Genomic DNA, 22,432 nt, shown 5'->3' on the forward strand with positions numbered 1-22,432 from the left:
AACAGAATATTTAAAATATTTTACTAATTTAGTATACAGCAACTTTTCATGTTTTATACATCATAAAATAAGTAATGATTTATTTTTTATTAACTAAATAGTTCACAATGTTATAATATCCGTCATAAATAATTTCTCTAATTTAAATAATGCTCAAAAAACTTATACTAACCTTACCAATATTAATGCTCCCACTGCTATCTTTTGCAAGTGATAGTGAATCAACACTTAATGCTATTAGTGTTAATGCGACAAGCCACCCTTTAGCAATAGCTGCTATCGTAGTATTTATCTTAGCTTACTTATTAGTAATGACTGAGGATTTTACAAAGCTTAACAAATCAAAACCTGTAATTGTTGCAGCTGGTGTAATTTGGGTTTTAGTTGCAATTGTTGGTGAAACAATTGGTGCTGATAACATTGTTCATAGTAACTTCAATCATATCATGACCGAGTATGGTGAACTATTACTTTTCTTATTAGTAGCTATGGCTTATATAAACCTTATGGAAGATAGAAATGTTTTTGCTAAGCTAAAGAGCTCCCTACTTAGGGCTGGGTTTGGTTTTTTAGGTACTTTTTGGCTAACAGGGATTATCTCATTCTTTTTATCTGCTGTTGCTGATAACTTAACTACAGCTTTAGTTATGAGCACTGTTGTTATCTCTATAGGTAAGGATAATAAAAAATTCGTTACAATGGCCTGTGTGAACGTTGTAGTTGCAGCAAATGCAGGTGGTGCATTCTCACCATTTGGAGATATCACAACATTGATGGTTTGGCAAAAAGGTGTTGTTGGCTTTACTGAGTTCTTTGCTATATTTTTACCATCATTAGTTAACTTCTTAGTCCCTGCAATTATTATGAGCTTCTTTTTACCAAAAATGGAAGCACAATCAATAGTCGAAGACAAAGTTGAACTAAAACGCGGAGCTATACCAGTAATCATCCTATTTATACTTACAATTGCTACAGCGGTTTCATTTGAGCATATTCTTCACTTACCACCATCTTTAGGAATGATGACTGGTTTTGGCTATGTAATGATTTATAACTATTTCTATGGTTTAAAAATAGCTCATGAAAACAGAAATCCTAAAGGTCGTAAAATGCCTCCTCATGCTTTTGATATTTTTGATAAGGTTAAGGAAGCTGAGTGGGATACTTTGCTGTTCTTCTATGGTATTTTAGTTTCTGTACAAGGGCTTGCTGCTCTTGGCTATCTAGGAATAGCTTCGCAATATATCTATACAGATATGCAATCTATAGCTCCAAGTATATTCTCGGCACATACACAAGCTAATACAATAATAGGGATACTTTCAGCAATAGTAGATAATATCCCTGTAATGTTTGCTGTATTAAGCATGAATCCTGTGATGGAACATGCTCAGTGGCTATTAATAACTCTTACAGCTGGTGTAGGAGGAAGTCTTCTAGCTATAGGATCAGCTGCCGGTGTAGCTGTAATGGGCAAATCAAAAGGCAAATATACTTTTATGGGTCACCTAAAATGGACGTGGGTTATTGCTATTGGTTATTTTGCTAGTATTGCTGTTCATTTGCTAATTAATCATTAGTTAGCTCAATAACTTTATTATGATACTCTTTAATCCTACTATTATGGCTAACTGAAATATAAGCTATCTTTTTATCTTTTAATAAATTATATATCCTCTTTTCAGACTCAGAATCTATATTTGATGTAGCTTCATCTATAAGTACTAAATCATAATCTTTAGTAAATATTTTACAGAAACGTAATTTCTGTTGTTCTCCAGAAGATAAAACATTGCGCCAATCATGTATAGTCCCTATAAACTTCTCCAGATACGAAACCCCAAGATAATCTAATATTTGCTTAAACTCACTATCTGATGGAATACTTGAAAAGGAAGGATAAAATATAGACCTCTTAAAATCATCTTCTGGAAAATACGGTTTTTGAGATAAAAAAAGTATTCTAGGTGTTTTATTAAAGATAATTTTTCCTTTAAAATTATCACTATGGCCATTTATAACTCTTAGTAAACTAGTTTTTCCTATACCTGTTTTTCCATGTATAAAGATACTATCTTGCATATCTAAAGAAATACTAATCCCTTTGAGCAGAATTTCATTATCCTTAGTTATTGATAGATTATCTAAAATCAAGAGGCTATGCTGTAAATGATCTATGTGCCTTGAATTACTATCATCTTTAGAGTTATTTATAGTTTTCTTAAGTTCCGCTAACCTTGAAACATTAGTTCTTAATTCTGCTAACTCTTCATACCAAAAAACTAAAAATAACATTGGTGAAATAACATTATAAAATGCTGAGTTAACCTGCATTACCTGTCCAAAACTAATGCTCCTAGCAAAATATCTTGGTAGTGCTAATATAATACCTGCCAAAGAATAAATCTGAATGAAAAAACTTCTCACAATATCTATTTTAGCTTTTCTAAAAGTTACCTGATAAAAGTTTTGGACTATTTTGTTTAAGTTTCTTCTTGATGTAATAAACTCTCTTTTTTCTGACTGATTATCATATATTGCAGTTTTATTGTTTCTAATAACAGAGAGTCCATATCTAAAATCAGCTTCATATTTCTGCTGACTGTATAGTAGTTTTTTTAATGGTCTACCAACTTTGAAAACAAATATAACATTAATTACACCCAATGTAATAGCTACTAAAAATAAATAACCATAGATATGAAACTGATGTCCATATAGCGAAAATGATAAAACTCCTGATAAGCCCCATAAAATAATCGAAAAAGAAATAAGTGTTGAAATACTATGGATACTTTTTAAAAAAAGATCCTTTGACAAAGAGATAAAATGTAAAATATCATAGCTTATACGCTCTTCGGGATTATCATAACTTCGAGAGTAGTTTAGATAAGCCTTTGAGTTTAGCCAATTACTAACGTAGCTTTCTGTTAGTGGCTTACGAATAAATATAATCAAATACTGGCCAAAAAAATAAGACAAAAAGCCATTTATTAGCACTGCTGAGGTAATAAATGAAAAAACTATTAACTCATGAATAAGAGTTGACTTGTCATATTGTTCAATAGCATTATAAAAGGCTACGTACCAATGGTTTAAATATACACTCAAACCAACACTAGCAAACTCAAAAATCACACATATAGTAAGTATGAATAATGCGAAAATACCCGCTTTACTTTTCCAAAACTCTTTAGATATTGCCCAGTAATTTATAAAGAAGGCTTCCATTTATTACTCTGCTTTATACGGTACTGATATTACTACTCTAGTTGCAGTTTTTTTATCTTTTTTATCCATTGCAGCAATCGCTAACTTAACCATACGAGAATTTTGATTATGAAGTAAGAAATGCCACCATTTAGTATTAACAACTTCAGGAATCACAACCACAGAATAACCTCGCTCAGGATTTCTTAAGTCATTCTTATGTAAAATTTGTAATACAGGAGTAATAAAAGAGTTATACACAGGACGCATTATCAAAAGCTTTTCTTTAAATGCTAGATTTTTCCACTGAGCTTTTATCTTAGCTATTTTTTTCTCATTAGCTGAAACAAATACTGGCGTTATATCATCAGATATATTTCTCGCTAATCTTAATGCTTCTATTGTACCTCGGTGGATACGCGAGACTAAAAGTACAATCTTAGGCTCTGCATTTTCATGTACACAAGCATTTACAATAGCTTCATCAACACTCAAGGCTAAGCTATTTTCTCTTTTTATATAATGTTTTTTAATCGAGTATAAACCAAACATAATAATTAAAATTGCAATTATTACTATCCATACCCCTTCAAAAAACTTACTCTCAACAATTGTTATTAATACAACAAATGTTGCTACACAACCAAAAGCATTTATAAAGGCTCTAAAACCCCAACTTTTGTACTGGCGCTTATTTCTATACCAAAATTTAACTAAACCAGCCTGACAAAGAGTAAATGCTATAAATACACCAAATGCATATAAAGGGATCAGCTTACTAACTTGTGCTTCAAAAATAACTACTAAAACTGCTGATAATACTGTCAACATCATAATACCATTTCTAAAAGCGAACCTATCCCCAACACGCTGAAGCTGCTCAGGAAGATATTGGTCTTTACTCATAATTGATGCTAGAGTAGGAAATCCTGTAAAACAAGTATTTGCAGCCATAAGCAAAATCAAACAAGTAGATGCTTGTAGAAAATAATATAAAATACCATTTCCTAAAACTTGATGAGCAACTTGAGATAAGACACTTTCTGAAAAACCAGGATAAATTTTTGTTTTAGTAGCAATAAATGTAACACCCGCAAACATGACTATAGATAGCAATGTCATCAAAATAATACCAAATATAGCTTTTGACATCACAGGTGATTTATATGCTGAAACACCATTAGCATAAGACTCAATACCAGTAAGAGCGGCACTACCAGATGAAAAGGCTCTTAAAACTAGAGTAATTGTTAATACACCTATTGAGGTATGCATTTGATTAAAATAGTTCTGTGTATACTCAAATTTTGCTAAAGAGCCATCACTATACTGATAAACTCCAACGACTATCATTATAAGTATTGAAGCGATAAACATATAGGTTGGCCATGCAAAGATTTTTGCTGTTGATTTCACTCCTCGCAGATTGATAACCATCAAAAGTACAAGTAAGACTAAAGCTAGCTCAACAATATAGTTATTTAATGCAGGAAAGGCCGAACTTATAGCAACAGATGCTGTAGATACAGATACTGCTACAGTAAGTATATAGTCAATTATTAACGATGCAGATGTCAGTAAAAGTAGTTTTTCATTAAAATGAGATTTTACTATCGAGTATGATCCACCACCTTCTGGATGAGCTTTTATTACTTGTGCATAAGAAAATCCCATTAGCAATATTAATAATATTACCATTAACCCAACACCGATAGCATACTTTGAAACCGCAGTTGCTCCAGCCATTGCTAAAACTATAAATACCTCTCCGGTTGCATAAGATACTGATGACAATGCATTTGAGGATAAAATTGCAAAGCCTGAAAGTAGCCCTATTTTCTGCTCATGCTGCTTAGTTGTAGGAATTGGTGAACCAAATATCAGATTTCTTATTTTCATCTATATTTACTCTTGCTTTTGTAAGAATTCATTTAGTTTTTTAGCTAACTCTTGTGTTCCCTTATTCATGGCTGCTGAGATTACATAATACTTATTTTTATAGCCAATACTATTAACAAATTCCTGACACTTTTCATCTACCTGGTCAGCTAGTAGATCTATTTTATTTATAACCAAAAATCTTGGTTTCTCAAAAAGCTCTTGACTATATTTTTCAAGTTCTTTTTCAACCGCAAAATAATTCTCAACAGGATCTGAATCATCAAATGGACAGATATCAACCACATGTAATACACATCTAGCTCGAGTTAAATGCTTCAGAAATCTTAAACCTAAACCTGCTCCTTCAGCAGCTCCCTCAATAACTCCTGGGATATCAGCCATAACAAAACTGTCTACACCAACTTTAACTACACCAAGATGTGGGTACATAGTTGTAAATGGATAATCTGCTACTTTTGGTGTTGCTTGAGATACAGAACGAATCAAGGTTGATTTACCAGCATTTGGTAATCCTAATAAAGCTATATCAGCTAATAAATTTAGCTCTAAGCGAACTTCTCTATACTCACCCTCTTCTCCTAGTGTGAATTTTCTAGGTGCTTGGTTTGTACTACTTTTAAAGTGAGTATTACCTATTCCTCTTTTACCACCTTCGACAATCTTAAGGGTTTGACTATGCTTGAGAACTTCACCTATTTTCTTATTTGTCTCAGCATCAAAAACACTTGTCCCAACAGGTACAGTAAGGTATAAATCCTCACCAGCTTTACCATAGCAGTTACGTCCTTCTCCAGGACGACCATTTTCTGCTTGATAATCTCTCTTGTAGCGATAATCAATTAGCGTATTCACATTTTCATCTGCTTTGAGGTATATGCTACCACCATGGCCACCATCGCCGCCATCTGGACCACCTCTTGGGACATATTTTTCTCTACGGAAGCTAACGCAACCATTACCACCTTTACCTGCTTGAAGCTTAACAACTACTTCATCTACAAATCTCATAACTAGACAAATCTTATATTTATAAAAATCCTAATTGTATATTATATACTTTAGTTATTGATTTATCATTTTTAAACTTAACTTTCTTAAAAACTTACAGCAACTCTCCTGAATTAAAGTCTACAGTATCAAAATTAACATCTAAAAACTGGTTACTTACTGATGCATTTTGAGTAAGTGTAACAATACCAAATATATTTCTTTTTACTGTATAATAAGTCCAATTATCAGGTGTTCTAGTGTTCCTAGTTAGTAAATATTCTTCACTAGTTTCTCTATTAGTTTTCATTATTGCTTCTTGCCTACGTCCATCATATCTATCTACTAAACCATATACTCCATCATCTAGAGAATACCCTGCAACAGGATTTCCAGGATCCAAATCTAGAGCATTAAACGATAGTTCATAACCTAGATTTAAGAAATTAACATCTGGTCCTAAAATAGGAAGTAAAGAATTTGTTTCCTCTGTATATGGTACTACATCATCACAAGCCCCTAAAAAATCTTTAGACTTGCTACCATTAAAGTCTTTACCAATCCTCCTCCAGCGATCGAAAGCAAGAGGATTTCTTTTGGGCTCCTCTCCCATAGTATCTCTTCTAGCTTCATAAAATATACCTTTGTTATGAATGACAATATCTCCTTCCAGATACGAATATACATTTGGATCCCACTCATATATGTCATCCACACGCCAAACAACTCTACCACTAGAAGAAGTAGTTCCTGGATTAGTCCCTGCACCTGTATTAGAAACTAACTCAAAGCGCTTATTACGCCAAATCACCTTATCCCCAATATCATATCTTAAGTCTTGACTATATGGCATAACCCAATTAGAACGAGGATAAACCGTCCTCCACCAATTTACATTAGCTCCAGGCCAAGCACCTAGCCAACTCCACTTTTCCAAAAGCGCTCCTTCGAAAATACATTGATCTCCTTGATTATAATCCGAGCTTGATGAGCATATTTCATTACCATCTACTGCTGGATACACTCCAAAACAATTAATATAATCTTGAGTTGGTGTTACGGTCGTATAGCATGTATTTAAATGATCTAAGGCTGTCTTATTATCATTATGGAAGCCTAAATTAATCCAGTCAAAGAAATTTGGCGGTTGGCTACCTTGACTCCCCCTTCTTGCACGATAAAATTTATAATCAAATATAACAATATCATCAGCTTGATATGTGATTCTATCATTCCATAAATAAATATCATCGACTCTCCAAGCATCTCCATTCTGTCTATGAAAAGGAGATATCCTGTTTTGGCCCGGAGAAGAGATTCGAACAAAGCGCATATCATTAAAGAGAACCTTATCGCCAATTTGATATTCTGCTCTACCATCATATTTCTGAATCCAATCAGAGTTTGCATAATAAATTCGCCATGAAACACTATCTCTTGACGGCGTATCACTAGTATCTGATTGTGCTTGATATATTGTATCATTTTCTCTACATCTATCACCAGCACTATACTGATTACCAGAAGAGCAAACAGAGTATTTATCTAAAATAGGAAATGTGCCAAAACAATCAGTATATGTATAGTCTGGCATAGTTAATGATTCAGCTATTGGAATACAGCTTTGCGCACTAAAATTAGTAGTAAAATCATCCAAGCTAGTCATGATCAGACAACCACTTGCACTATTAGAAGATGTATCATAGACTCCTAGAGAAACCTCCCAATTACCATCATTTAATCGCCAGCCTTGTGATAAAGCATAACTACCACCATCAGTTAGTTCGTTAGATACATCTAATGTAGCATCTGCAAACCCTGGCCTGCTAAGAGTCAGCACCTCAGAGTTACTATCAATTGAAACATCCCCAATATAGCCAATACGATCATCTGTAAGCTCTCCGCTACCTGAGTTGAAGTGTTGAGGCTGAAGATTGTCAAAGTTTATAGCTGGAATATTTAGAGCTAAACTTGTTTTATTTAGACCTCTATCGGCACTGGATTGCCTATTACTAGGTACTTTTATTTGTACTGTTTTTGCAATTTGACCACTAACTACGTTCATATAGTAGTCTATAGTTCTCATAGCAGTTCCAGGCTCTGGAATTATAAATGAGTCAAACCTTGCATTTTCAGCTCCTGTAGTATGATTGTTTGGAATTGCTGTAGATCCAGATGGAGGAATATTACTATTATATGTTAGAGTTGAGCCACTGACTGTGCTTACAAATTGTTGATGAAAGGCAATACGATCTTGCAAACTTTGATTCTCTTGTTGCGCCAATAATAGGTTATAACTGGTCAAAGAATAAACTAAATAACCCATTGATAAAAAAATAATCGCTATAACAATAGCTAAAACAAGTGCTGTGCCATTATCATTATTTCGAATCTTCATAGATCTACAGCTCCTACTGAATTAAAGAGACTATACTAGTAATGAATACTTGAAAATGATTTGACATAACTATGAAGTCCCCTCTTGATTAAATCTAAGTTTGTTTTATATTTATGTTCCCTACAAATTACTACTCTTAGATTAGGTAAATTACCAAATATAACTACCTTACAGATTTATAACTTTTATTTACAAAAGGATAGTTTTTTCAAATAGTAACATTAATTTTTAATTGATAAGAATATCTTTTTTTAACAAGACATATTAATTTTGAACAATCCTCTATGAAGAGAAAAATTTAAATAATGAAATACTTCAAATATAGAAAATACACTGTAATAAATTTTACTAACTATACTTTGAGTTGAGTAGTTAGTTTATCATTTTTTATCTTTGATAATTTTTAAAGAGACTCTACTGTCGTATATTATTCAAAAAACTTATATCAAGTTTCAAAAACCCTATTACGCCGCTGGAATTGTATTATCCCCAATTCCACCAAAGGCAACTATTACCTGATGATTTTGACCATTTAAGTTATAACTAAACTCTAGCCCTCTAATTTGCTTATACCATAGTCTGTCAGGATCATTCGCCGTAACTCTTTGCCATCCTGCACCAATATTATATCTAATCTGTAGATCACTGACTCCTGAAAGTAAAGTAGTTCGGATAGGATTTCCTGTACCATCATAGTTTAACTGAACTAGATCATTTTCGACATTACCTTGATTATCAGTTTCTTCTGCAATATAAATAATTCTAACGATATAATCAGTATATAATGTAGCCCCAGCGGGAAAATTTTGATTAATTGCTGTTGCTAAGTTAATTGTTGTTGTACCACTTGCTACATCACTAGCTGCAGTTATTAAGTTTTGATAACTTTCACTAGATAGTAACATATACTTAGAAGCAGTAATCGCTGGTGCTCCATCTGCTGGGCGTGTAAATGAAGATGCTCCAGATATTATAGCTGTTGTAAGAACTTGCGGATCATCTATAGTTTGTACAACAAGTATATCGGTGCCTGCTTGAGCATCACTAGGAAACCCCGTAGTCAATGGCTCTCTTTGTGCATAGATTATTGGATAATCAAGAGGATTTATTTGTGAGCCACTACTTATTTGAAATGATGATAATTTCCAAAACGAATATGTCGCATTCCCTGATATATAAGCACCATCAATTAAGTTTCTAAAAATATTATCTGCCTCCACAGCTTCTGTATGAGTGTGTAGTGTTTCTACTGATCTTATATTTTGTTCTCGCATCTGATAAAACGACTGCACTATTAGAACCATAACAATCCATGTTACTGTTATAGTAACTAGTAATTCTGTTAATGATACGCCCTGATCCCATCGTTTAACTATCATGATAAATCCATATTCATTCTTAAATCGGTATCATTATCACTTTGGAAAACCCAATTATTATTTCCAGATGAATTGATGCTAACTGATGTCCCACTATTTACAGTAGTATCTAAATTTCCTGTAATTAAATACTCATTAAATTTATTATCCGCAGTTCCAACCAGCTCCGCATCATTTACTAACAAATTTTCGGAGCTTTGAGCCCTATAGAGAATAATTTCATACGATAATACAGCTATAGATATAACCAACATTGCTATTACTAACTCAATCAGTGAAAATCCTCGCTGTCTTGATAAAACCACTCTAAAAAACCTCTTTTCAATCTAAATATAAGTTAATAATAAATAGTTTCAATTATTATTAATCGTTTAAATTATATCAACTATTATAATTAAAATGCTTATTTTTTTATTAAACCTTACCAATTATTAAACTTTAAAGTAACTGAAAACTTAAGATATTTAAAAATATGCTAAAATGATTTTATAAAACTATAATTATAAATGCTTTAGATGAAACATACTTATAAAATTACTAAAAGTATAATATATCTTCTTCTTTGTGTACCGACCACTTTGCTGGCTTTTGTTAATGTAAGTTTTATACCTACATCTGGTAGTACACTGAATCTAGTGACGACACAAAATGCTACAACATCAACCAACTTAGATCTAGAGCTAAAATCTCTTGCCAATGGTCAATTTACATCAGAAGCTGGCCCTGAAGAAATATCAAGCGGATTTAGCATTACTGACCCTGTAATAAATGTTGTTGTGCTACCAGTGTCACTTAGTAATAATCAAATAACTGATAAAATTATCCTAATACCATTAAGCACAGCAAATATTTTTGCAACAATACATGTACTTAATGCCGATCTTACTAATCCGCAAAGTATTAATGTTTCAGGAATAATTGGTACTACACCAACCTTAAGTACAACACCTATACTAATTAGTAATAACTCAGGTGTCTTTATTATTATTGGAACTACCAACCTTATAGATTCAACCTTACGAATATATAGCTTAAATACTACTAATAACACTTTATCAGAAGTTGCAACTCAAACTTATAGCCTTAGTGACATCGAAGATATTATACCTATTGATGAGAACATAATAGCTGTTATCTCTAGAGAAGTTGCTACAGGCAATATTACAGCAGATATCCGTAGTCTCATCACAAATACATCTTTGGGACAATATAACCTAAGCTCTGCAAATGATATAGAAGTCACCTATGATCCTAGCAGATTTAGAACACTAATAAGCTCATCAGGAAGCCAAGTCGATATTAGTGACGCACCTTCACCATATGGAGTAAATAAAGTTTTCAGCCAGAGTTAGGCTAATTGATAAAAGGATTTAGGTTAAAGCATAAATTAAATATCTCAAAAAGAATTACTGCACTTCCCATAGATACAACATATATATGTGAAAAATATACTCTAAGATCTTTCCTTGTACTTAGAAACGCTGGAGTATAAACAAATATTATAACTGCAAATATTGCCGCATACTGTAATGCTAAGATGAATCCCTGAGGATAGAATACTGTAAATACTAACGGAGGGACAAAACATATAAATGCAATAGCAAAATTACCAATCTGCTTATTATATCTAACAAATAAGTCGCGTATATAATGCATCAAAGATATTCCAACACCTATAAAAGATGTTATTATCGCAATGTGTATAAATAGGTTTAAAGCGATCTCTAAAGTATTTGACCCTGATACTCTTTTAATTTCACCAGCTAAGCCCTCGGGAGTATTATTTCCTGATGTAAAAAGTTCATGATAACTATATAAACCATGTTGCGGAATAAGTGCTAAAGATAAACATATCCATACCATATAGATTACCAAAACACTTACGCTACCTATAAATATACTTTTTCTAATACTTTTAACATCTCCTTTTTGATACTCATATATAACTGGAATGATATTGTGAAAACCAAAAGCAGGTAAAAGAGTAGGCCAAGCAAAAATAAAGGCAGATATACTCGCTGGTGCGGCAGCTAGATATTTTACATTTATATAAAATAGCATAATTACCACAGCTATTATAAAAAAGATAAACTTTAGAATAACAAAAACTCTATTTGCATAATCACTAACTTTATAGCTAAACATAAAAGCACCAAAAATTAGTATAAAGATAATCGCTGATACACCAATTTGAGATTTATTTGGATCATTTACATCGCCTATCATCGAGACAAGCGAAGAACCCTGAGTAGTATACGCAGCTAACAAAGAATAAAGTAAAAGTAAGTAAATAATACTAAAAAAGACTAGATATATTTTTGAAGCTTTTTCCTGCATCATAGTTGTAAAATTTACACCCAAAGGATACTCAGCACAAACATTCAAAAGCTTTATAGCCGTAATATACATTACACTCCATGACAAAACTAAGAGTATAATTGCTGTAGTAAAACCACATGATGCGACAATCAAAGGCAGCGATAACATACCGGCACCAATAGTTGTACCGATTATAAGAAAAACTGAGCCAATAAATCTAGAATTCATATATAAATAATTCCTCACTTAGACTATCAATGATATCTTATTTTACTAACTAAAGAAATATCATCTATAATGATAAGCATAAAAGACATAATAACTATTTTAATAGTATGGAATTATTTTCTCGACTAGTAAAAATAAACTATTTTGAGTTTGAATCATCTAGCGGTGAAAAATCTCAAACAGGTTGGAATGGAAGCGCTAAAGGTAGTGTAACGATAAAAATAGAACAAGACTTAATATACTTTAAAGAGCAAGGCCGCTTCAAACTAAACTGTACCAAGCGAGAAACTAAGATCGAAAATGAATACATCTGGCAGAAAATAGACTCTAAGCGCATCAGACTATTTCATGCACGTTTTGGTTATGATAATCTCGTTACACTATTTGATCTAATACCTAAAGATAAAAATTCTTGGTATAGTGAAAAACAACATGTCTGTGTAGATGATTTATATTCTGTAGAATTAAATATTTTAGACAATACTATCGAATTTATATGGAAAATTTCTGGTCCGAAGAAGAATGAGCTAATAAAATACAAGTATTCAAGCTAAAAAATTTAATAATTTTTATTAAAAAAACCAAACTAAACCACCAGAAGCCATACTCATATGAGCCCTTGCATCAGGTTGATTCATCATCATCCCTCCCATTCCTCCTGCAGGAAGCGGAGCTATGGTTTGAATATATCTATAACTGATATTTATATCGACAGATTTAGATAACGGAATCATTATACCACCTCCAACATCCCACGCACCTTGGGTATTTCCTGACATATTAGACCATCCTGCCCCACCAGCAGCATATGGCATAATCATAGTACCAGTAGGAATCATAAGAATTCCTTCTCCTATACCAGTAAAAGTCCCTCCATAACTCATCATCTGGTTATACTGAATTGTAAGATACTTATTAATAGTATAACCTGGCATTATCATTACATTACCAGTAGGGCCACGCATTTTCATATTGGATCCACCAAACATTCCGCCAAACATTACTCCAAGGTGCCACTTACCCGACCTATTATACATCTTACCCCAGGTATCACCTTCATTTGTAAGAGATGACCAAGTATTTGCAAATGGATTTATAACATCTGTTAAAATACTCTTACCTGAAGTATTAGAGCTAGCTGTATTTGTTAAAGAAGTATCGCTACCATCCGTATTAGCAAATGCCATGCTAAGACTAGCAAATACTAGTATCGCTATTATAATTTTTTTCATTTTAATGGAAATTATTTTTAAGAGATATTTAAAATTTTCTACGATAATAAATAAAAGAGTTTTTAACTTTCATTATTTTAATCGAAGATCAAGTTATTTTACAACTTTTGCATGAACGGGTATTCTACAGTTACCTTTTTCAAGTAAAGTTAAGTCTACTGTACTACCAACTTTTAATGGAGCATTCTTCAACCCAATTAACATTACATGAGTTCTATGAAAACCTAGCTTATCTATTTTATGAGAAGGAACATCTATTTCTCCAACTGGTTTCATAACATGTTTACCATCTTGCATTACAAAGTGATGTAATTCAGTTTTAGTATCAACACTTGAAATAGCATTTTGTATAGTTACCATATTGTCAGTATTATTTTTTATATTCATTTTAACTTCAGCTTGGTCTTTACCATAGTTTTCAACTTCTGCATTTGTTACAACTAAGCCACATCCGGAAGTTTTCATATCTACAGAGCTACCACTACTAACAGCTACCGTACTAAAACCACTTGCTGCAGCCATTGCTAAGCCTAATCCTACAACTATTTTTTTCATTTTCTCATCCTTAATTTAAGTTTATTAGCACTATCATAGTATGCAAAAAATAACCATTTACAAGCCTTTTTAACAAAAATAATTTTTATTAAAAACATAAGCAATAAAAGGTTAAACTTATTAAAAAATAACAAAAAGATTTTATTAATATATAATTAATCAGCCTCAATAAAACGATACCCCACAGCATTTTCAGTCGTTATTAATGGTTGCTTTTTACATGCGGATAGTTTCTTTCTTAGTTGTCCAATATAAACCCTAAGATACTGTGCTCCATCTCCATAACAGTTACCCCAAACTTCATTTAAAATTGTATTTTGCATAACAAGCTTGCCTGCATGATTTACTAGATGAGATAAAATCATAAATTCTTTTTTTGATAAGTGAATTTCTTGCTCATCAAGCATAACCTTATGATCTTCAAGATCTACCGTCAGATTGGCAAACTTAAATAAATTAGATTTTTTCTGAGAACTATCTAAACTAATTAATTGCCGCCTAACTCTAGCTATTAGCTCTGGCATATCAAATGGCTTTTTGACATAATCATTGGCTCCACTTTCAAGAGCCTTTACAACTTCTTCTGTATCATTACGTGCAGAGACTACTATTACAGGAGTAGAGTTATGTACTCGCATAGATCTGAGCCACTCTTGGCCATCCTGATCAGGCAAACCTAAATCAAGAATTATAACATTAGGAATATAACTATTTAAAAGTTTACTAGCCTCACCTGCTGTTGTAGCAGACTCGATATCATACCCTAAAACTAAAAAAGTTTTTTCTAATAATTTTCTTATCTGAGGTTCATCTTCAACTAGTAATATTTTTTGTACCATTCTATATATGCCTTATATTTAGATTTAGTATCAATTATCTTTAATATTTGAAACCAAAGAAAGGATTATTTTAAGCACACTTCCTTTACCTTCTCCATCACTATATGCTTGTATTTTGCCATTATGTGCTGAAACTATGCCTTTACATATAGCAAGACCTAAACCATTACCATGAGTATAACTATCTTTTTTCTCTATTCGGTGAAATATTGTAAATATTTTTTCTAAATCAAACTCACTTAATCCCATACCTTGATCAGCAACTTCAAAAAGACAACAATTATCATTTTTTCTTTTTAAACTAATGACTATTTCTTTCTCAAAATCAGCTGTAAATTTTACGGCATTATCAACTAAATTTAAGATAACTTGTTGAAACAATATTGGATCCATCTCTATTTCAAAAGACTCTTTTGGAGCTATAAACTTAAATTTTTGTGCTGCATAAACACGCGAGCAAATACCTTTGATCTCATCAAGGAAAATATTACTATTCACACTCTGGATCTTTAATGAAAGTTTACCTGAATCTACCTTCAACATTTGCACGATATTATCAATATAGTTATCTAACCTTTTAGACTCCGTTAATGCTAGATCTAACATTTCATCTTGTTGCTCTTGGCTAAATGAGTCTCTAAAAGATTTAACACTGCTTAAAGCCCCCATTATTGATGCTAAAGGAGTTTTAAGATCATGTGACACAGATGATAACATTGATTTTTGTAATTTGCGCTGTTCATCTAAGAGTAGTGACCTCTTCTCTTCTTTTTCTAAGCTTCTCTTAAGAAGTAGATGCGAAATATGGGAAAGCATATTACTCAAAAGTACGCTATCAGAAACTATTCTCTCTATAGTCTCCTCAGATTTTAAATATATTGCAATAACTCCTAAAACTCTATTTTCAATCACTAATGGTTCTATAGCCCAATTTAAACCCGCAAAAGTATTTGTCCCTTTTCCACAACTAACTTTATATTTAAAACTCCATTTTGCAGCGGCTAATTCTTTTTGATTAAAGTTTGGGTGTTGAGGAAATGCAGCAGAATCAAGTTCAGAACCTGAAACACTTAAGAAAACAAAGTCGCATTTAAAATACTCTTCTAATGCTTGTAAAAAAATCGAACGTAGATCTTTATCTAAATTCTTTTCGTTAAACATTTTGGTAAAACGATATAATATAGATATATTATTTTCTCTTTCTTTAAGAAGTGTAAATGCTCTTTTTGTCCTTAAAATGACTTGACTCGAAGAAACGACTATCACCATAAATATAGCCAGAGTAATTAACTCCGCTAAACTAGAAATATGTAAAACAAAGTTTGGCTCTAGATATAAATATGTATATAAGAAAAATCCTACTAATGATGTTACTATTGAAGATACTAGACCATATCGATAAGCACATGCAGCTATTACTATTAAAAAGCAAAGTGTTTGAGACACAAGTCCAGCAAAGTCTAAACTAAAGAATATAATAACACCTGCAAAAGCCGTTATAACAGCAGACTTTAATGTATCAACGAATAGATCCTTAAATTTATTCTTTTTAGTTTTTGTTGCTACCTCAAGCTTATGATCCTTTTTATTGATTGAAACGATATGTATCTGCATACCATTATTATTGCGGATGATATCATAAACAACCGAACCAAAAAGCTTATCCTTCCACTTTGGTCGTATAGATTTACCGATAACTAAATCTGTAGCTCCTATTGAGTTTGCATATTCAAGTATCCCGTCAGATACCCTATCTCCTAAAATATGATCTATACTATAACCTAAACTACTTGCTAACATTTTATAGCGCCTGATCACGCCAAAACTAAGCTTAGTAGCTATCTTGTTTGGCTTTTGCACAAAAACTGCCATTAAACGAGCATTTAATGTCGTAGCTAGAAGCTTACCCTTGCGTAATAAGCTTGGAGTAGCCTCATCATAACCACAACAAACTAATACATATGGTGATGTAGCAATAGCACTGCCATTTTGATAGAGTTTACGATATTGCTGAATATCTTGGCCAACATGATTTGCTGCCATTCTAAAGGTATAGTCTCTAAGTATAGTTAGATTTGTATACTGGAAATATCTTTCTAAAGCTCTATCTATAGCATCACTTTTATAAACCTTGCCTTGTTTTAACCTTTTTATAAGCTCCTCAGGACTAATATCTACAACAACTAGCTCATCTGCTGATTGTATAAAGTCATTTGGAACAATCTCATTTACATTAGCCTGGGTTATTTGTGTAACTTCATAAGATAAACTAGCAATATGCTGAATATTAATAGCTGTATAAACAGATATACCTTCATCAAGAAGCTCTTCTATATCAATATAGCGCTTTTTATTTCTTGATGTTGCAAAGTTTGTATGTGGTAGCTCATCAATTATAACCACATCTGGCTTTCTTGCCTTTATCGCATCGAGATCTAACTCTTCAAAAACCTTGCCGCGATAGTTTATTTTTTTAAGAGGCATAACCTCTAAACCATCAAGTAATGCTTGAGTCTCAGCTCTTCCATGAGTTACTAAAAGACCAACTACAACATCCTTATTATCACGCTGTAGAGATTTTGCATTATTTAGCATTGCATAGCTTTTACCAACACCAGGAGCATATCCAAGGAAAATTTTTAACTTGCCTTTTTTTGACTCTTGGCTTTTATTCGCTAAATTTAATAACGCATCTACTTTTTGTTTATTATCCATCTAAGTCTCTATAAGTGAATTTGACAAAGCTTAGAAGCTTCTAAGAAAATTATAGCAGAGAAACTAACTAATGATTTACATCACAATCATTAAAATCTATAACTAAGAAGCTCTTTTATTTAGAATTTTAAGCAGATCAATATTTAAATTAAGAACATTCACTGTATCTATTCCCAATAAATGCTTAGTTGTATTCTTCTCTACTAGCTGCTCTACTTGTTTGATTGATAAGTTATTTTTCTTAGCGACATACTCAGCTTGATAGTTAGCTGCTTGTAAACTTATATCAGGATCAATACCACTAGCTGAAGCAAAGACCATATCTTCAGGAATAGTCTTAGATCCGTATCTAGCTTGTAGCTTGCTAACTCTTTCTTTAACATCTTTTAGCTGAGTTTTATTATTAACAGCATAATTTGTTCCACCAGTTGCTAGCGGGTTATCATTTGATGCTGATGGTCTTGTTTGGAATAAATTTGTCGGCATAACCTGACCTATCAACTTAGATCCAATTAGCTTACCATTATAATATTCTTGAGATCCAGTTGTTGTATCTTTTGATACAGTATATCCAACTGACATTATAAAAAATGGATATACTACTCCTAATACAAGAGTAAATAAAAGCATCGCTTTAAATGATTTAAATAAATTTAACATCTTATAATCTCCTTACTTAAACCAAATGAATAGCTGTAATAAACATATCAATCAACTTGATACATATAAATGGTACTATTACGCCACCTAAACCATAGAATAAAAGATTCTTTCGTAATAAGGTTTGCGATGATGCAACTACATTTTTCACGCCGATCAATGCCATTGGAATCAAAAATATAATGATTAAAGCATTAAATATCACAGCTGATAATATCGCACTTGTAGACGAATGAAGGTTCATTATATTCATAGCTCCCAAACTTGGAAAAGCTGTCACGAATAATGCAGGAATTACCACAAAATATTTTGCAATATCATTAGTCACACTAAATGTTGTTAGAGCTCCTCGAGTAACAAGTATCTGCTTACCAATTTTAACGATTTCTATGATTTTCTTAGGATCTGAATCTAGATCAACCATATTCCCAGCTTCTCTAGCTGCAGAGGTTCCCGTAGCCATAGCAATACCGACATCAGCTTGGGCAAGTGCAGGAGCATCATTTGTTCCATCGCCACACATTGCTACAGTTTTGCCCTCTTCTTGAGCCTTCATAATATAATCTAGCTTATCTTGAGGTGACGCTTGAGCAACAAAATCATCAACACCTGCTTCAGCTGCAATAGCTGCGGCAGTCAAAGGATTATCACCTGTAATCATTACAGTTTGCACACCCATTTTACGTAACTCTTCAAAACGCTGTTTAATTTTTGGTTTAATAATATCTTTAAGATGTACAACTCCTAAAAGTCTATCTTTTTGAGCTACCGCTAGAGGTGTACCACCTTGCTCAGATATTTGTTCTGTAACTTTTTTAAACATCGCAGCTAAACCACTATCAAGTTTACCTTCTAAATAATTCTCCACAGAAGATATAGCTCCTTTTCTTATCTCTAAGTTTTGATAATCTATACCACTCATTCTTGTATATGCTGAGAAAGGTATAATTTCTGCTTCTGATAGGTCTACTTTCTTTTTATCAAAACCAAAGTTCTTTTCTGCTAGCTTAACTATTGATTTACCTTCAGGTGTCTCATCTACTAAAGAGCATAACCATGCAGCATGAGCAAGCTCTTCTGGAGAAGCAGCCCCTAATGGAATAAAATCTGTCGCAAAACGATTCCCTAATGTAATAGTCCCTGTTTTATCTAAAAGCAATAAATCAATATTACCAGAAGATTCTACAGCTCTACCTGACATAGCTACTATATTGAACTTTAATAATCTATCCATACCCGATATCCCAACAGCTGAAAGCAGACCTGCGATCGTTGTCGGTATTAAAGTCACAAATAAAGCTATCAATACTACTGCTGATAACTGAGTCTTGCTATACATTGCCATGCCATATAAAGAACATATTGCAAATATAAAAATCAACGTCAGCCCTGATAACAAAATAGTCAAAGCAATTTCATTTGGTGATTTAAGTCTTTTAGCATTCTCAACAAGATCAATCATCTTATCTAAGAAACTTTCACCAGGATTAGATGTGACTTTAATTTTGACACTATCAGATAAAACTTTTGTTCCAGCTGTTACTGCTGAATTATCTGAACCTGCCTCTTTAACAACTGGTTCTGACTCACCTGTTATTGCTGACTCATCAATTGTTGCCATACCTTCAATAACATCACCATCGCATGGGATAAAATTATTAGTATCGACAAAGACAATATCACCTATTTTAAGGCTCTCCGCATCTACTTTTGTAAGATTTCCTTCACTATCTTCTTTCATAGCAAAGAGCTTTGATTTAGCTGCTTTTAGCGTATCTGCTTGAGCTTTACCTCTACCTTCAGCAATACCTTCAGCAAAATTGGCAAAAAATATTGTAAACCATAGCCAAATAACTACTTGTAATGTAAAGCCAATGCTTTGACCAGAAAAAAGTTCTGTAATTAAATATAATGTACATAATAAAGTAACAACCTCAACACAGAACATAACAGGGTTTTTGATCATCTGGCGAGGATCACACTTTGTAAAAGTTTTTGATAGAGCTGGTACTAATAGCTCTTTTGATAATAGACTCGGAGATTTTTTTGTACTCATAACTTCAACCTATAAATAAGTTAGATTTAATTGATCTAATATTGGACCCAAACCTAATGCTGGGAATATTGTCAAACCACCAATTATTAATATTGTGAAAAACACCAACACTGAAAATATAATACTTGTCGTATCTAATGAACTAATTTCACATATCTGTGAGCTACGCTTTTTCTTAACTAAAGAGCCTGCTAACATTAGCACCGCAAAAATTATGCCAAATCTACCGATAAACATACTCAATGCTATAGTTATATTTAGATAGCTAGTATTTGCTGCTAACCCTGCAAAAGAACTACCGTTATTATTTGCTCCTGAAATATAAGCATATAATATTTCTGAGAAGCCATGAGCACCACTATTTGTTAAAGATGCATACACACTTGGTATAACACTCGCCACACCAGTAAATACCAATACACAACATGGTGAAACTAATAAAGCAAGCATTGTCCATTTCATATCATTGGCTTCTATACGCTTGCCTAAGAAGCTAGGGGCTCTGCCGATCATTAATGAACCAATAAACACAGCTAACATTAAGAACATAAAGAAACCATAAAAACCAGCGCCAATACCCCCAAATATAACTTCACCTATTGCCATATTTAGCATAGCCATCATCCCACCAATAGCAGAATAACTATCCACTACACTATTTACACCGCCATCTGAAGCTGATGTAGATACTGTGTTATACAGAGTTGAATTAAATATACCAAAGCGAGTTTCTTTGCCCTCCATATTAGATAAATGTCCTACTTGACCATATATATCTTGGATATGCTTACTATCAAGAAAATCTAAACCATGAAGCTCTGAGATTGTCATGATAAGTAAAGAAATTACAAATAAAACTAACATTACTCCAAAGATCGTCCAGCCTTGCTTTGTATTTCCAACCCACTTACCAAATGTGTAAGTTAAAGCTGCAGGTATCGCAAATATTGAGATCATTTGAATATAATTTGTTATTAGTGTTGGATTCTCATATGGATGTGCAGAGTTCGCACCAAAGAAACCTCCTCCATTAGTTCCAAGTGACTTTATCGCCTCTTGAGAAGCTACTGGACCTTGAGGAATGATTTGCTCACTACCTGCTAGAGTATGAACATGTAAATATGCCATTATATTTTGTGGCACTCCTTGAAATACATATACAACGGCAATAACTATTGATATAGGTAGTAATATCCAAAATATGCCTTTACCAAGGTCATTCCAAAAATTACCAACTGTTGCTGTTTCATGTCTAGCTACTGATCTTATCAAAGCAATTGCTACAGATAATCCAACAGCTGCTGAAACAAAATTCTGTACTGCAAGAGCTATCATCTGTGAAAAATAGCTAACACCTGTTTCTCCAGAGTAACTTTGCCAGTTTGTATTTGTCACAAAGCTAATAGCTGTATTAAACGCCTGAGAAAGACTCATACCTTTTATCTCTTGAGGATTTAAAGGTAAAACTCCTTGTAAAACTAGTATTAGAAAAACAAAGATAAAAGCCATTATTGAAAAACTTAATAAGCTAAAAAAGTAAGCTCTCGCTGTTTGCTCTTTTCTTGAGCTTTCTCCCAAAAATAACAAATATAATCTCTGAAACGGTCTAGCAAACCAGTCTAAATTAGTTTTTTCATTATTAAAAACTTTAAATATATAGTTTCCTAATGGCTTTGTTAGCAAAGCTATTATTACTATAAAGATTGCAAATATTATAAAGTTTAGATACATCTCTTACCCCTATCAATTAAAATTTATCTGGAAAGATAAGAGTTAAAGTCATATAAACTGCTAAAGTTATCATTACAACTGCAGAAAGAAAAATCATATCAGCCTCTTTTTATATTTTAAATTTATATCAATTTTTCAAAGGTGATAGATTATAGATTGTAGTGGTATAAAAGTTCTATTAGGAAATAATAAAGAAAGTATAAAATTTTCATAAAATTTTG

At 32.6% G+C, this 22,432-nt stretch carries 17 protein-coding genes; 3 read left to right on the top strand and 14 right to left on the bottom strand.

From position 1 onward, the window contains the following. Positions 1 to 149: 149 nt before the first annotated feature. Positions 150 to 1,580 carry a sodium:proton antiporter NhaD gene (nhaD, locus tag F7310_RS09790; protein WP_072713398.1) on the top strand — a complete coding sequence of 477 codons (1,431 nt, stop codon included), beginning with the start codon at positions 150 to 152 and terminating at the stop codon, positions 1,578 to 1,580. Here nhaD and F7310_RS09795 read toward each other — a convergent pair. The 6 genes from F7310_RS09795 to F7310_RS09820 form a co-directional block, all read right to left on the bottom strand. Then, positions 1,570 to 3,231, bottom strand: a complete 1,662-nt coding sequence (locus tag F7310_RS09795; RefSeq protein WP_072713399.1) for an ABC transporter ATP-binding protein/permease — start codon at positions 3,229 to 3,231, stop codon at positions 1,570 to 1,572. The genes nhaD and F7310_RS09795 overlap by 11 nt on opposite strands. 3 nt (positions 3,232 to 3,234) lie before the next feature. Beyond that, positions 3,235 to 5,109, bottom strand: a complete 1,875-nt coding sequence (locus F7310_RS09800) for an APC family permease (protein ID WP_072713400.1) — start codon at positions 5,107 to 5,109, stop codon at positions 3,235 to 3,237. 6 nt (positions 5,110 to 5,115) lie between these two features. Further along, positions 5,116 to 6,120 (bottom strand): Obg family GTPase CgtA, encoded by a 1,005-nt coding sequence (gene cgtA / locus F7310_RS09805; protein ID WP_072713401.1) that lies wholly within the window; start codon positions 6,118 to 6,120, stop codon positions 5,116 to 5,118. 94 nt (positions 6,121 to 6,214) lie between these two features. After that, positions 6,215 to 8,497 (bottom strand): hypothetical protein, encoded by a 2,283-nt coding sequence (locus tag F7310_RS09810; RefSeq protein ID WP_072713402.1) that lies wholly within the window; start codon positions 8,495 to 8,497, stop codon positions 6,215 to 6,217. Positions 8,498 to 8,961: 464 nt separating this feature from the next. Continuing rightward, positions 8,962 to 9,876, bottom strand: a complete 915-nt coding sequence (locus F7310_RS09815) for a hypothetical protein (RefSeq protein WP_072713403.1) — start codon at positions 9,874 to 9,876, stop codon at positions 8,962 to 8,964. After that, positions 9,873 to 10,181 carry a type II secretion system protein gene (locus F7310_RS09820; protein WP_072713404.1) on the bottom strand — a complete coding sequence of 103 codons (309 nt, stop codon included), beginning with the start codon at positions 10,179 to 10,181 and terminating at the stop codon, positions 9,873 to 9,875. Before F7310_RS09820 ends, F7310_RS09815 begins: the two co-directional genes overlap by 4 nt. Before the next feature lie 210 nt (positions 10,182 to 10,391). On the opposite strand from F7310_RS09820, the gene F7310_RS09825 reads away from it, so the two are divergent. Then, positions 10,392 to 11,228: a hypothetical protein gene (locus F7310_RS09825; RefSeq protein ID WP_072713405.1), complete on the top strand. Its 837-nt coding sequence runs from the start codon at positions 10,392 to 10,394 to the stop codon at positions 11,226 to 11,228. A gap of 1 nt (position 11,229) precedes the next feature. Here the strand turns inward: F7310_RS09825 and F7310_RS09830 are convergent, their stop codons facing one another. Then, positions 11,230 to 12,423: an amino acid permease gene (locus tag F7310_RS09830; RefSeq protein WP_072713406.1), complete on the bottom strand. Its 1,194-nt coding sequence runs from the start codon at positions 12,421 to 12,423 to the stop codon at positions 11,230 to 11,232. Between the two features lie 107 nt (positions 12,424 to 12,530). Between F7310_RS09830 and F7310_RS09835 the strand changes: the two genes are divergently transcribed. Continuing rightward, positions 12,531 to 12,977: a DUF6314 family protein gene (locus F7310_RS09835; RefSeq protein WP_072713407.1), complete on the top strand. Its 447-nt coding sequence runs from the start codon at positions 12,531 to 12,533 to the stop codon at positions 12,975 to 12,977. Positions 12,978 to 12,995: 18 nt separating this feature from the next. On the opposite strand, the gene F7310_RS09840 is transcribed toward F7310_RS09835, so the two are convergent. From F7310_RS09840 to kdpA, 7 genes are all read right to left on the bottom strand, one after another. After that, complete coding sequence (locus F7310_RS09840; RefSeq protein ID WP_236939871.1) at positions 12,996 to 13,655, bottom strand: outer membrane protein; 660 nt, start codon at positions 13,653 to 13,655, stop codon at positions 12,996 to 12,998. 93 nt (positions 13,656 to 13,748) lie between these two features. Beyond that, positions 13,749 to 14,210 (bottom strand): copper chaperone PCu(A)C, encoded by a 462-nt coding sequence (locus tag F7310_RS09845; RefSeq protein WP_072713408.1) that lies wholly within the window; start codon positions 14,208 to 14,210, stop codon positions 13,749 to 13,751. 155 nt (positions 14,211 to 14,365) lie between these two features. Then, positions 14,366 to 15,049: a response regulator transcription factor gene (locus F7310_RS09850; RefSeq protein WP_072713409.1), complete on the bottom strand. Its 684-nt coding sequence runs from the start codon at positions 15,047 to 15,049 to the stop codon at positions 14,366 to 14,368. A 30-nt stretch (positions 15,050 to 15,079) separates the two neighbouring features. Beyond that, positions 15,080 to 17,764: a sensor histidine kinase gene (locus tag F7310_RS09855; protein WP_072713410.1), complete on the bottom strand. Its 2,685-nt coding sequence runs from the start codon at positions 17,762 to 17,764 to the stop codon at positions 15,080 to 15,082. Positions 17,765 to 17,866: 102 nt separating this feature from the next. Beyond that, positions 17,867 to 18,424, bottom strand: coding sequence for a potassium-transporting ATPase subunit C (locus F7310_RS09860; protein ID WP_072713411.1), 558 nt, complete (start codon positions 18,422 to 18,424; stop codon positions 17,867 to 17,869). 16 nt (positions 18,425 to 18,440) lie between these two features. Continuing rightward, positions 18,441 to 20,480, bottom strand: coding sequence for a potassium-transporting ATPase subunit KdpB (gene kdpB, locus F7310_RS09865; protein WP_072713412.1), 2,040 nt, complete (start codon positions 20,478 to 20,480; stop codon positions 18,441 to 18,443). A 9-nt stretch (positions 20,481 to 20,489) separates the two neighbouring features. Beyond that, entirely contained in the window at positions 20,490 to 22,211 is a 1,722-nt protein-coding gene (kdpA, locus tag F7310_RS09870; protein ID WP_072713413.1) for a potassium-transporting ATPase subunit KdpA, read from the bottom strand. Positions 22,212 to 22,432 lie beyond the last annotated feature (221 nt).

Origin of the sequence: Francisella uliginis (assembly GCF_001895265.1) — a bacterium.
GTDB lineage: Bacteria > Pseudomonadota > Gammaproteobacteria > Francisellales > Francisellaceae > Francisella > Francisella uliginis.